At 28.2% G+C, this 13,820-nt stretch carries 14 protein-coding genes; 11 read left to right on the top strand and 3 right to left on the bottom strand.

Annotated features, from left to right (window positions below; genetic code table 11):
• Positions 1–78 precede the first annotated feature (78 nt).
• From I2E83_RS05370 to yaaA, 3 genes are all read left to right on the top strand, one after another.
• On the top strand, positions 79–996 hold the full coding sequence (locus I2E83_RS05370; RefSeq protein WP_195262719.1) for a 3'-5' exonuclease: 918 nt from the start codon (positions 79–81) through the stop codon (positions 994–996).
• Between the two features lie 92 nt (positions 997–1,088).
• Entirely contained in the window at positions 1,089–1,505 is a 417-nt protein-coding gene (locus I2E83_RS05365; protein ID WP_008676675.1) for a CBS domain-containing protein, read from the top strand.
• A gap of 24 nt (positions 1,506–1,529) precedes the next feature.
• Positions 1,530–2,297: a peroxide stress protein YaaA gene (gene yaaA, locus I2E83_RS05360; protein WP_195262718.1), complete on the top strand. Its 768-nt coding sequence runs from the start codon at positions 1,530–1,532 to the stop codon at positions 2,295–2,297.
• 218 nt (positions 2,298–2,515) lie between these two features.
• On the opposite strand, the gene I2E83_RS05355 is transcribed toward yaaA, so the two are convergent.
• Positions 2,516–3,163 carry a DUF1292 domain-containing protein gene (locus tag I2E83_RS05355; protein ID WP_195428887.1) on the bottom strand — a complete coding sequence of 216 codons (648 nt, stop codon included), beginning with the start codon at positions 3,161–3,163 and terminating at the stop codon, positions 2,516–2,518.
• 8 nt (positions 3,164–3,171) lie between these two features.
• Positions 3,172–3,825, bottom strand: coding sequence for a PspA/IM30 family protein (locus I2E83_RS05350; RefSeq protein WP_195428885.1), 654 nt, complete (start codon positions 3,823–3,825; stop codon positions 3,172–3,174).
• A gap of 231 nt (positions 3,826–4,056) precedes the next feature.
• On the opposite strand from I2E83_RS05350, the gene I2E83_RS05345 reads away from it, so the two are divergent.
• Entirely contained in the window at positions 4,057–4,647 is a 591-nt protein-coding gene (locus tag I2E83_RS05345) for a hypothetical protein (protein WP_195428883.1), read from the top strand.
• Positions 4,648–4,944: 297 nt separating this feature from the next.
• Complete coding sequence (rpsA, locus tag I2E83_RS05340; RefSeq protein ID WP_195428881.1) at positions 4,945–6,090, top strand: 30S ribosomal protein S1; 1,146 nt, start codon at positions 4,945–4,947, stop codon at positions 6,088–6,090.
• A gap of 329 nt (positions 6,091–6,419) precedes the next feature.
• On the opposite strand, the gene pyk is transcribed toward rpsA, so the two are convergent.
• Positions 6,420–7,838 carry a pyruvate kinase gene (gene pyk / locus I2E83_RS05335; protein ID WP_195428879.1) on the bottom strand — a complete coding sequence of 473 codons (1,419 nt, stop codon included), beginning with the start codon at positions 7,836–7,838 and terminating at the stop codon, positions 6,420–6,422.
• A 154-nt stretch (positions 7,839–7,992) separates the two neighbouring features.
• Between pyk and I2E83_RS05330 the strand changes: the two genes are divergently transcribed.
• From I2E83_RS05330 to mreC, 6 genes are all read left to right on the top strand, one after another.
• A complete protein-coding gene (locus tag I2E83_RS05330; protein ID WP_195428877.1) occupies positions 7,993–9,444 on the top strand; it encodes an aminoacyl-histidine dipeptidase in 1,452 nt (483 codons plus the stop codon).
• Between the two features lie 209 nt (positions 9,445–9,653).
• Positions 9,654–10,367: an SPOR domain-containing protein gene (locus tag I2E83_RS05325; RefSeq protein ID WP_195428875.1), complete on the top strand. Its 714-nt coding sequence runs from the start codon at positions 9,654–9,656 to the stop codon at positions 10,365–10,367.
• A 242-nt stretch (positions 10,368–10,609) separates the two neighbouring features.
• Positions 10,610–11,176 carry a Maf-like protein gene (locus tag I2E83_RS05320; protein ID WP_195262704.1) on the top strand — a complete coding sequence of 189 codons (567 nt, stop codon included), beginning with the start codon at positions 10,610–10,612 and terminating at the stop codon, positions 11,174–11,176.
• A gap of 56 nt (positions 11,177–11,232) precedes the next feature.
• Positions 11,233–11,922 (top strand): DNA repair protein RadC, encoded by a 690-nt coding sequence (gene radC, locus I2E83_RS05315; protein WP_195262703.1) that lies wholly within the window; start codon positions 11,233–11,235, stop codon positions 11,920–11,922.
• Positions 11,923–11,939: 17 nt separating this feature from the next.
• Positions 11,940–12,959 carry a rod shape-determining protein gene (locus I2E83_RS05310; protein WP_195262702.1) on the top strand — a complete coding sequence of 340 codons (1,020 nt, stop codon included), beginning with the start codon at positions 11,940–11,942 and terminating at the stop codon, positions 12,957–12,959.
• Positions 12,959–13,810, top strand: coding sequence for a rod shape-determining protein MreC (gene mreC / locus I2E83_RS05305; protein WP_195262701.1), 852 nt, complete (start codon positions 12,959–12,961; stop codon positions 13,808–13,810). The genes I2E83_RS05310 and mreC overlap by 1 nt, the downstream gene beginning before the upstream one ends.
• Positions 13,811–13,820: the final 10 nt, after the last annotated feature.

Below are 13,820 nucleotides of genomic sequence, written 5' to 3'. Positions count from 1 at the left end.
AAATTCTAAATACTAGTGAAAAATATTAATAAAAATGGCATAATATACCTATAATAATAATTGATGAGAGGTATAAAAATGGCATTTATAATAATTGATTTAGAATTTAATAATCTAGAAGGAATACATAAGTATTATCCAAATATATTTGATGATTATCCTAATTTACAAAATATAGATTTAGATAATGAAATAATAGAAATAGGTGCAATAAAACTAGATAATTATATGAAGCCGCTTGAAGAATTTAAAGAATATATAAAACCATCTGTTATTCCTGTGCTAAACCCTAAAATATCAGAAATAACAAACATAAAAGAAGAGGATTTAGAAAATGGAGTATCATTCGAGGTAGGAATTGAGAATTTATCAAGAATTATAGATGATGGTGATATTATCTGCTCTTGGGCAAAGGATGATATTATTGAAATAATTAACAATGCAGTATATCATAAATATGATAATTTAGATTGGCTTAAAAACTATCTTGATTTACAAGAGTATTCAACAAAAATACTAGCTAAAAAGAAATCACTTAGCTTGAAAAATGCCTTAGAGGAATTAAAAATAAGAATAGATAACGATAAGTTGCATGATGCTTTAAATGATGCTATTTATACTTCTTTAGTATTTAAAAGAATATATAATTCAAGAGTGCTCAAAAATTATATAATTAAAGATATTTATAATATGCCTGCAGTAGATATAAAAAATTTATCAGAGTATAATTTAGATTTGGATAAGATAAACTGCAAATGTCCTAAGTGTAATGTGGATTTAGAAATTGAGCATGATTTTATACCTATAAAATGGAGATTTGTATCTCTTTGTAAATGTCCTAAGTGTAACAATAAGATTTTAAATGAGGTAATAGTAAAAAAGACTTTTAGTGGAGAGGAAGTTTATAAAGAAATTTCTACTATTGTAGATGAAATAGAATATATGAATTATAGTTATAAGATCAAAAAACTAGATGATAAATTAATAAAATATTAAATAATTATAATTTTAAAACTATTACATTGTAATTATGATAAAATGTATATGTGTCTTAGTTTTAAATTATAAGTATGGGAGATTGATAAAATATGAATATAGCATTTTTTTTAACACCTAAAAATGAGGTTATATATGAATATTTAGATGCAACCATGAGACAAGTTATAGAGAGAATGGAACATCATGGATATACAGCTATTCCATTAATAGATAAAGAAGGAAAATATGTAGGAACATTAACAGAGGGAGATTTGCTATGGAAGCTAAAAAATACTCCGGATTTAAATTTTAAAAATACTGAAAATGTTAGAATTATAGATATTCCAAGAAAAAGAAAGCATAAAAGCGTTTCAATAAATGCAGATGTAGAAAGTTTAATTTCACTTGCTACAAATCAAAATTTTGTACCAGTAGTAGACGATGAAGGAATATTTATTGGTATAATAAAAAGAAGTGATATAATTAATTATTGCTATAGCGAAATGAGAAAGAAGAAAATAGTATAATAAAAATATATAGGAGGATTGGTTATGATAATAGTTATTTCTCCTGCAAAAACTTTAGATTTTGAAGAAAAAGATAATAACTTACCAATGAGTGAGCCGAGATTTTTAGAAAAGTCGCAGGAAATTATGAATGAATTAACTAAATATGATAGTTATTCTTTAGAAAAACTTATGAAGATAAGTACTAAATTAGCAACAGTAAATAGGGATAGAATTGAAAAATGGACAACTAGACTAGATACTTCTAAACAAGCATTGTTAGCCTTTAGGGGGGATGCTTATAGAGGGATGGACGTTGGAAGTTTATCTCATTCTGAGCTTTTTTATGCAAATGATCATTTAAGGATTTTATCTGGTTTATATGGAGTATTAAGACCATTTGATGGGATTAATGAATATAGATTAGAAATGGGAATAAAGTTACCAGTTAATGATTTAAAAGATTTATATGAATTTTGGGATAAAACTTTAGAAGAAAGTATATTAGAAGAAATAAAGGGGCATAAAAATAAGACTATAATAAATCTAGCATCTCAAGAGTATTTTAAATCTATTGAAGGATTGGTTAATAGAGAAGAAGTAAATGTGATTACAATAACATTTAAGGAATTTAGAGGTGATAAGTATAAAATAATTTCTTTAAATGCTAAGAGGGCTAGAGGTATGATGAGTAGATACATCATTCAAAATGAAATAGAGGATATTGAGGATGTAAAAAGATTCAATTTAGATGGATATGAATTTAATGAAGAAATGTCTACGGAAAAAGAACTAGTTTTTACTAGAGAATAATGAAAGAGTAATATTTTTAGAAATACTTTAGTAGGATAAGATAAAATATGAAAATATAATAAAAAGATTTATATGTTGCATATTTTAATAGTATTAAGCTATTAGAATTAGCGCATTAAAATAAGCTAAGGGGCTCGCGTTTCGCGAGCCCCTTTTATATATTGAGAAAATAGTTCACTGTGCAAAAATTTCTCTTCGTTAAGAATTACTAATAAAATTTAAGCTTGTTCATAGGTTTCAACAACCAAATTAAATTCTTCTTCATCAGTTATTTCACCAAACTCATCAGATGAAATTCCAGGATAATAATAAAGAATAAATTTATCGTTAGAATCACTAAGGTTTTCTAATGCTATATACAATCTATCATATTCACAATTTTCTATAGTAGCAAGAACCTTATATCTACTAGCTTTACCTGTATTGTTATTAGTTAAATCCAAAATAAAGTTATTATTAAAGCGAACATTTAATTTAGATTTATCACAGGTTTTTATATATGAATTAGCTCTACAACCACTGCAACTTTGAAATTGACATTCTTTTATGCAGTTTAAACATGAACATTTAGAACAATTTTCAAATTGATTAAAGGCTGCTAAGTTATTTTGTTTATAGTCGGTTAGTTTTAAAACACTATTATCTTTTTTGAAAAAACTAAATTTTTTATTTTTATTAGAGTATTCTGTATCATTTAACATATCCATATATTCTTTTAAGATGGGAAGTTTAGAATAATACTTTCTCTTTTTTAAAATATTTTCATCAAGGAAAGGGCTAACTTCACTTATAGCATAAGTTATATCGGTATATACTTTACCAATAGTAGCCTTTTCTTCATTTATGAAATCAATAGTACTTGACATTTAATCACCTAATTTGCATTTTTGTATTTTTCAAGCTCTAAATCAAGATCAACAGTATCTAAAGCATCAAATTCACTATCAAAATTATCAACATCTCTAAGCTCACCTAGACCATTAGCTAGTGATTCATGTTTTTGAATTTTTCTTTCTATGCTATCAATTTCAATTGAATTTGATTTTGTTTGAACATTAGCAAGAACTTCATTAACTTTTTGAGTAGCCTTTGCATTGCTATATCTTGCAGCAGCTTCATCTCTATAATTTCTTGTCTTTTCAATTTCTGATTCTAACGCAGCTAGATTATTTTTAATAGTATCTGCTTGAGCTCTTGCAGTTTCATAGCTAGATTTTAAACTTGTATATTTCTTTTCAGATTCAATCTTTTTAGCTAAAGCTCTTTTAGCTAAATCTTCATTGTTTTTAGATAAAGCTAATTTAACCTTATCTTCAAAATCCTTAACTTCTAATTCAGCAGATTCCATTTTCTTTTTAATTTCATGTGCATTTCCTATAATTTGCGCAGAGTTTAATTTAGCTGAATTAAGCTGTTTTTCCATATCCCTAATTTTTTGATCTAATAATTCTATTGGATTTTCCATTTCATCTAAAGTTGAATTTACCTTTGATTTTAACATATTTGACATCCTTGTAAAAATTCCCATAATTTGTCCTCCTGAAATTAATATTTTCTATTTTTCAAATAAATTCGTATTACAATAACTATAATTATGAAGATAATAGCAAGTGTAAATATAGAACCAAAGGAGATGCCACCTCCCCCTCTGCTAAAACCAAAATTTCTCATAGCAGAAAGTCCATATGCCATTTTCCCGAAAGAAAAGCCTTTATCATAATTAGTTGTTGTATTCGTATTATCTTTATCTTGGGTGTTTTTGTTTTCACTTGTAGAATTACTTGAACTCTTCTTTTCATCATCTGAAGTTGTACTAAATGATCCAGATGAAAAGTTCTTAGAGGTTCCAGACTTACCTTTATCTACATTGCTAAAGGAACCGCTTTTATATCCACTAGATGAAGTCGATGTGGATTTTGAGTCTGAACTTGATGTACTTGATTTACTATTACTGCTACTAGTACTTGATTTAGAACTGTTGGAACTCTTTGAGCTATTACTAAAAGAGCTGCTTTTAAAACCACTACTTGATTTAGAAACATTTGATTTACCACCACTAGATTTAAAGCTACTAGAGCTAGATTTAGAACTAGATTTAAAGCCAGAACTAGATTTAAAGCTTCCAGAGCTTCTAGGTTTAGCAGAAACAGTTATTTCCCCATGCGTAATATTATCAAATACAGAGATTGCATCAATAAGAAAACTAGAAGTTAGGAAAACAAAAGTTAATAGTAACGTGAAAATTAGTTTTCTATTATTCTTTTTTATAAATTTCACCTCCAAGAAAAGATTGTATTTATATATTATAGTAAAAATAATAATTTCTCAAAACTCATTTAAAGGTAAATAGTAGCAAAAATTAAGGAAAGCATTAAAAATCTAAATACATCTCACTATATCGTAACGATACTATCATTTAATATTTAATAATAACCTTTTAAGAGTTAATAAATAACTTATGGAAATGATTTAAGATTTTTTTATAATATATTTAATTATAGCATATTTAAATATATTATATAAGTTTGAGTATATATAATAAATATATTTGAGATTATGAAGATATTAATAAATTTAAAGTCTTGTAATCAATATCAGATTATTCTAAAATTAATTTATTATACAACATTTTTAAGGAGTGAAATACATGACAAATCAAAATTTAGAAGGAACAATGGGAGATTTATTAAAAGACTTCGATGTTAAAAGAATAAGAACAGGCGATATATTAGATGGTGAAATAATTGATGTAAATGATAAAGAAGTTATGGTAAATATCAATTATGCATTTGACGGAATGATTTCAAAGGAAGATTTAACGAATACTGAGAAAGATCCTAGGGAAGTTGTAAGTAAAGGAGATAAAATAAAAGTATATGTCTTATCACCTAACGATGGAGAAGGATATGTTAAGCTTTCAAGAACAAAGGCTTTAGAAATAACTGAGAGAGAGGAAATTGAAAAAGCTTTTAAAAATGAAGAAAATGTAACTGTTTATGTTAAGGAAGAAGTTAAGGGAGGTTTAGTTGCTTATTATGGAAATATAAGAGTGTTTATACCTGCATCATTAGCTTCAAGAGAAAGAATAGAATTAAACACATTAGTAGGAAAAGAATTAGAAGTTAGAATTATTGAGTTAGATTTTAAATCAAGAAAGATAGTTGCATCAAAAAGAGTTTTAGAAGATGCTATATATGAAAATAAGAAAAAAGAATTATGGAAATCAATTAAGTCAGGAGAAAAAAGAACTGGAATAGTTAAAAAGATAATTAAAGCAGGTGCGATAGTTGATATTGGAGGAATAACTGGTTTAATTCATTTAAATGACTTATCTTGGGGAAGAGTACACAGAGCTGAAGATGTGGTTAATATAGGAGATAAAGTTGAAGTATTTATTGGAGAAGTAGATACTAAAAATGAAAGAGTATCATTAATATTAAAAGATATAGATCAAGATCCATGGGAAACAAACGTATCAAACTTAAAAATTGGTGGTATTTTAGAAGGTAAGGTAGTTAAGTTCCTTAACTTTGGAGCATTTATAGAGTTATTCCCTGGAGTAGAAGGATTAGTTCATATAAATGAAATATCAGAAGAAAACATAGCTAAACCATCAGATGTGTTAAAACTAGGACAAAATGTAAAAGTTAAAGTTTTAGATGTTGATAAGACAAATAAGAGAATATCATTAACTATAAAAGATGCAGAAGAAAAGTCAAAGGAATATTTACAATATAACGATAATGATGAAGGTGTATCATTAGGAGACTTGTTTAAAGGATTATTTAATTAATAGATGAGAATTAAACTTAATGATATGTATTAATTTTCCGATTTAACACATATCATTAATGAGGCTAATTCTTCATTTATAATTTTAAGTGCCAAATATAATCTGGCTAAGATAAATAGACCGTGAAATAAGCATATAGCGAGCGATTAGAAGTACTTGGCGAAGGAAGAGCTACTAGGCCTTAGTGTTGCTTAATTGTTTGAGCGCAGCGAGTTAACTAAAACTCTTGGCATAGTAGTTTTTCCGAGCCTAGTACTTCTTTGTGTAGCTATTTAGCTTATGGAGCAGATCTATTTATCGAAGCCTTTATATTCATGAATAAAATTATACTACACCTTTTCTATTTTAAGCATATTAGTTCCACCGGTAGTAGCACTTGGCATTCCTGCTGCAACTATTATATCATCACCTTTTTCAGCTATAGATAAATTAGTAGCAACTTTTTTAGCTTCACTTAATATTTCATCAGTAGTAGTAAATACATCACATTTAGTAGGGAAAATACCAAAATTAAGATTTAATCCTCTTCTAACTTCATCGTGGGGAGTTATAGCAATAATTGGGCACTTAGGTCTATATTTTGATATAAGCTTAGCTGTTGCGCCGCTATTTGTGGCAGCAACAACTGCTTTTGCATGCAAAAGGTTTGAACTTCTACAAGCAGAATAGCTAATTGCTTCAGAAAATGATGTTAATGAAGGTTCTTTTAATCTTTGATTTAAATAATTATAATCTAAATTATCTTCTGTTTCTATTGCTATTCTAGACATCGTTTCGGCAGCTTCTATAGGATAATTTCCATTTGCACTTTCACCACTTAACATGATTGCATCGGTTCCATCAAATATTGCATTACATATATCACAAGCTTCAGCTCTTGTAGGAAGAGAATTTCTAATCATTGAATCTAACATTTGGGTAGCTGTTATAACTATTTTACCAGCTTCATTACATTTTCTAATTATGTTCTTTTGAATAATAGGAACTTTTTCAATAGGAATTTCAACTCCCATATCGCCTCTAGCTACCATTATTCCATCGGCTGCTTCTATTATAGAATCTATGTTATCTACGCCTTCTTGATTTTCTATCTTTGCAATAATTTGTATATAATTACCACCATTAGTTTTTAAAACATTTCTTACATCTTCAATATCGGAAGCTTTTCTAATAAATGAAGCTGCAACAAAATCAACTTTATTCTCACAACCAAAGATTAAATCTTTCTTATCCTTTTCAGTTATTGAAGGTAAATTTATTTTTACATTTGGAACATTAACACCCTTGTGATTTTTAATAGTTCCAGCTACTGTTACTTTACACTTAATGTTATTTCCTGTTACATCTTCTATTTTAAATCTTAACAGACCATCATCAACTAAGATTTCTCCACCAACTTTAACATCCTTATATAAATCTACATAAGATATGGAGCACTTTTCGGTATCGCCAAGTATTTCTTCACCACAAATGAAAGTGAAATTTTGACCTTCTTTAAGATCAACTCCGTCATTTACAAAATTATGTGTTCTAATTTTAGGTCCTTTAATATCTAGAATGATAGCAGTAGGGGCATTTAAATCTTCTCTTAATTTTTTAATAAGATCAATTTTTTCTTTATGAGTTTCATGAGTACCATGAGAAAAATTTAATCTGGCAGCACTCATTCCTATTTTGATAAATTCTCTTAAAGTCTCTTCGTTATCACTAGCAGGTCCGATTGTAAAAATCATTTTTGTTTTTTGCATAAAGATCACCTCACATTTAAATTAGCACATACAATATAAAGAATATTTTGAATAATCATAATAAAAAAATATAATTTAAGTATTATATATACTATGATATACTTAAAACTATATAATAATTCTAACATAATTTACTATGAAGGGAGAAAAAAATATGAACATTTTACAAAATTTAGAACCAAAAAGCGTTTTTAAATACTTCGAGGAAATATCACAAATACCTAGAGGCTCAGGAAATGAAAAGGCTATAAGTGATTATTTAGTTAATGTAGCAAAAAAATTAAATTTAGAAGTAATACAAGATGAAGCATTAAATGTTATTATAAAAAAACCAGGAACAAAGGGATATGAAAACTCTGAAACTGTTATACTTCAAGGTCACATGGATATGGTTTGTGAAAAAAATAAAGGAACAGACCATGATTTTCAAAAAGATCCATTAAAGTTAAGAGTAGTTGATGATATGGTTTATGCAACTGACACTACTTTAGGAGCAGATAATGGTATTGCAGTTGCATATGCTTTAGCAATTCTTGAATCAACAGATATACCACATCCACCAATAGAAGTATTAATAACAACAGATGAAGAAACTGGTATGTCAGGAGCTATGGCAATTTCAAAAGAGCATATAAATGGAAAAATATTATTAAACTTAGATAATGAAGAAGAAGGTCATTTATTAGTAAGTTGTGCAGGTGGAATAAGAAGCAAACATACATTAAATGTAACTCTAGAAGATGCTGGTGATTATAATAACTTCTTACATATTGCAGTGAGGGGATTAAAAGGTGGCCATTCTGGAATGGAAATAAATAAAGAAAGAGGAAATTCTAACAAGATAATGGGTAGAATTTTAAAATCTTTATTAGCTGTAGATTATAAATTAGTTTCAGTAAATGGTGGATCTAAAAATAATGCTATACCAAGAGAAGCTGATGCAATAATAGGATTAAAATCAGAAGATGTAGCAAAGGCTAAGGAATTAATAAATAGTTGGAATAAAGTTTTATTAAATGAATTAAAGACTCAAGATCCTGGCGTTAATATCACTATCTTAGAAAATACAGAAAATGTAGAAAAAGTATTTACAAAAGAATCTACTGAAAAAGTTGTAAACTTATTATACTTAATACCTAATGGAATAAACACAAATAGTGTGGAAATAAAGGATTTAGTAGAAAGTTCAACTAATTTAGGAGTTGTAACTACTGAAGGTAATAAAGTAGAATTTGACAGTGCTATAAGAAGTTCAGTTGCATCATTAAAAGATGAAATAGTTTTAAGAAGTAAAACTATAGCAGAACTTATGGGAGCAGAATTTGAAACAACTGCAGGATATCCAGAATGGCAATACGATAGCGAATCAAAAGTAAGAGGAATTTGCCAAGATGTTTATAAGAGAATGTATGGTAAAGAAGCTAAGATCGTTGCTATTCACGCTGGAGTTGAATGTGGATTATTTAATGAAAAGCTAGGAAAGCTAGATATGATTAGCTTTGGACCAGACCTTTATGATGTTCATACACCACAAGAGCACATGAGTATAACATCAGTTAAAAATGTTTGGGATTACTTATTAGAAGTTTTAAAAGAATTAAAATAAACTTATTAATAATTAAATAAATATGTAAATATAAATAGCTAGACTATTATTTTATAGTCTAGCTATTTATATTTACTGAAAAGTTAAAATGGAAATAATGGAGAGGTTGAGGATGTTTTGTTATGCAAAATTAAAAAAATAATTTACATAATGAATATTATTAAATCCACTTGAATATATATTTAATATAAAAAGAGGGGGATGATAAAATGAAGTACACAAAATATAATTACAAAAAGAAAAATGAGGGGGCTAAGTTTTTGACTTCCTTAGTTATGACAACACTTGCAGCTGTAGTTATAGGGCTAATAGGAGCATGGGTATTACTTAAGATTATTCCTGATATCAATAAAGGAAATGTAATAACACAAGAGCCGGTAGTGAATGTAAATAATAATGCCGAAAATAATACACAGCAGGTTCAAGAGCAAAAATTTGCATTTATACAATGTGGTTATTTTTCAAAAGAAGATAATGCTAAACAAGTATTAGCCAAAATAGAAAACGAATTTAACTCTTTTATGATTAAAGACGAAACAGGAAAATTTAAAGTCCTAGCTGGTATAGCAAAAGAAGAGGATAGTTCTGAAATAACAGAAAAATTAAAAGAAAAGTCAATTGAAAATGCTAAAATAGGTGTATCATTAAATAAAAATGATGAAGTCCAAGGACAAATAGGAGCTATAACAGAAGGATATCTACAAATAATAAATACTGCAAGTGAAGATGAAGTAAAAGAAATAAATACTAGTGATTTTAAAAGTTGGACCAAGGAATTGAATGAGGTTAATGAAGGTGATGGGGTAGATGTACTTAAAGAATATAAGGCGCATATAGAATCATTACCAGAAACTATTAATAAGGAAAATATAGTATCAGAATTAGGGTATATTTATTCTATTTTAGTGAACTGGCAGAAATAAAAAACAGCATATGGATAAAAATAACAAAACTATTACAAATAAATAAAAATTAAATAAAGAAAGACAAAGCCACTTGTTTGAAAACTTATATAATGATACACTATATAAGATATAAGATAGGGATAAATGGCTTTGTCTTTATATCTTTGCATTGCTAATTTAAATATTTTAAAACTTAAATGATTAAACCATACCGTTTTGTCAATACTATAAAATATGTGTAAAAATAGGATGTGATAGGTTTGAATTATGTATTAGCGTCTGGCTCAGAAAGACGACAGGAACTATTGCATAGAATAGTAGATGAATTTGACATAATAGTAAGTGACTTCGATGAACGTAAGATTTTATTTAACGGAAATGTAGATGAATATGTAATTGATTTAGCTAAGGGAAAGGCTCTTAGCGTTAAAGAGAGTCTAAAAGAAGAAGCTATAATAATTGCAGGAGACACAGTAGTAGTTTTAGATGATAAAATCTTAGGAAAACCAAATAATGAAGAAGATGCATATAGCATGTTAAAACAACTTAGTGGAAAAACTCATAGAGTTTATTCTGGATTAGTAGTGATAAACATGTACAATAATAAAGTTGAAAAAGAATCTCTTTATACTGAAGTTAAATTTTCTAATTTAACTGAAGAGGAGATAAAAAGTTACATAAAGACTGGAGAACCGCTTGATAAAGCAGGTGCTTATGGAATACAAGGGTATGGTGGAGTTTTTATAGAAGGTATTAATGGCTGTTATTATAATGTAGTAGGATTACCATTAAATCTTTTAAATAAAATGCTTAAGAAGGTTAAATAATAGAGATTTAGGGTATATTTATTAATAAAACTATTATTATTTTGAGGAGTATTTATATGAATAATAGTATAAAAGTGATAGATATACCAAAAGAAGAAAGACCTATAGAAAAATTGCTTATAAACGGACCTGAAATACTAAGTAATGCAGAACTTCTTGCTGTGATTTTGAGGACGGGAACAAGAGGCGAAAATGTAATTTCTTTAAGTACAAGAATACTTTCAGAGTTTGATGGACTTAATGGTTTATTGGACATAGGTATCAGTGAAATTACTAGTATAAAAGGAATAAAAAATATAAAAGCAAGTCAGATATTAGCTATAGGAGAGCTCTTTAGAAGGTTTAATTCATTAAATCTAATAAGAGAAGGTAAAAGTATATCTTCTCCAAGTGATATAGCAAAGCTTTTAATAAATGAGATGATGAGTTTAAAGCAAGAGATATTAAAGTTAATAATGTTGGATACAAAAAATAATATTATAGGTATCAAGGATGTTTTTAAGGGAAGCCTTAACACATCTATAGTGCATCCGAGAGAAATATTTAAAGAAGCTCTTAAGAAAAGCAGTTCAAGTATAATTATTTGTCATAATCATCCATCAGGGGATCCTACACCGAGCAAAGAGGATATAAATATTACATTAAGATTAAAGGAATGTAGTAGAATAATAGGGATAGATTTATTGGATCACTTAATAATTGGAAAAGATAAATTTGTAAGTTTAAAAGAAAAAGGAATAATTTAAGCGAAAGGGGAATTCATATGGGATTTTTCAGTAGTAATAAGGATATGGGAATAGATTTAGGAACAGCAAATACGCTTGTTTTTGTTAAAGGTAAAGGTATAGTTTTAAGCGAACCTTCAGTTGTGGCTATTAATAGTACAACAAGAAAACCTTTGGCTGTAGGTGCTGAAGCTAAACTTATGATAGGAAGAACACCTGGAAATATAGTAGCTATTAGACCATTAAAAGATGGTGTTATAGCTGATTTTGATGTAGCACAAACAATGTTAAAAAAATTAATAGAAAAAGTAACTAGCAAGAGTGCATTTACTAGTCCAAGAATTATAGTTTGTTATCCTTCAGGGGTAACAGAAGTTGAAAGAAGAGCTATAGAAGAAGCAGCTAAGTTTGCAGGGGCAAGAGATGTTGTATTAATGGAAGAACCTATGGCAGCAGCTATTGGAGCAGGACTTCCAGTTGGAGAGCCAACAGGAAGCATGATAGTTGATATCGGAGGCGGTACAACAGAAGTTGCTATAATCTCATTAGGTGGAATAGTAACAAGTAAGTCATTAAGAGTTGCTGGTGATGAATTAGACCAAGCAATAATGGCATACATTAAAAAAGAATTTAACTTAATGATAGGGGAAAGAACAGCAGAGCAAGTTAAGATGGAACTTGGTTCAGCATATAAGATTGATGATGAAGAAATGAGTATGGAAATTAAAGGTAGAGATATGATTACTGGATTACCAAAAACAGTAACAGTTACAGATACTCAAATTAGAGAAGCATTAAAAGAACCTGTATATGCTATCATAGAATCAATAAAGACAACTTTAGAAAAGACACCACCTGAATTAGCAGCAGACATAATGGAAAAAGGAATAATGTTAGCTGGTGGAGGAGCTCTACTAAGAGGTTTAGATCAATTAATTAACCACGAAACAAATATGCCTGTTCACATAGCAGAAACACCGCTTGATTGTGTTGTTTTAGGAGCAGGTAAGGCATTAGATAACTTTGATGAATTAAGTAAGAGTCAAAGAGGTCAATAATGAAGCTTCTAAAAAATAAACTGGCAGTTACTATAATAGTGCTGTCAGTTGCCTTTTTAGGCATAATTATTTATACAATGAATAATGAACAAAAAGGTATTGTTTCTAGTGGTGTAGGTAGTGCTGTTAATCCTCTTCAAAAAGTAGTTTATTCAATAAATGATAAGATAAAAGGAACATTAGATTTCTTCTTAAATTTCTCAAAAATAAAAGAAGAAAATGAAGAATTAACTAAAGAAAATATAGATTTAGAAAATAAATTATTAGAATACGATAAGTTAAAAGAAGAAAATGATAGACTTAGAGAAGTCTTAAATTTTAAAAATTCAAAGAACAGCTATGATTACTTAGGTTGTGAAATAATCGGGTATAGCGGAGAAAGCTTTTCAAATGGATATGTTATTGATAAAGGTGAAAATGATGGCTTGAAAAAAGACATGATTGTGATTTCAAACAAGGGACTTGTGGGACAGGTAACTAGTACTGGGTCAAATTGGGCTATAGTTCAAAGCTTGCTAAATGAAAATATAGCAGTTTCAGTAATGGTAAATAGTACAAGGGAAACAACTGGAATCTTAAAGGGATATGTAAGTAATAGCAAGCAAGGATTAACAAAAGTTACTAATTTGCCTATAGATTCATCAATAAAAGAAGGTGATGTAATAGTTACATCAGGACTTGGACAAATATATCCTAAGGAAATCAGAATTGGAGAAGTTTTATCTATAGAAACAGATGAAGTTAAAGTAATGAAAACAGCTATAGTTAAGCCTTTTGTTGACTTTAATAAGCTAGAAGAACTTTTTGTAGTTATACCTAAGGAAACAAGAGAAGTAAAATATGATAATTAGAGGTTAATAT

The sequence above is a fragment of the Clostridium sp. D46t1_190503_E9 genome (assembly GCF_015555225.1).
In the GTDB taxonomy this organism is placed as follows: domain Bacteria; phylum Bacillota; class Clostridia; order Clostridiales; family Clostridiaceae; genus Clostridium.
Note: the sequence above shows the minus strand (reverse complement) of the source record. Positions and strands in the feature narration are given on the sequence as shown.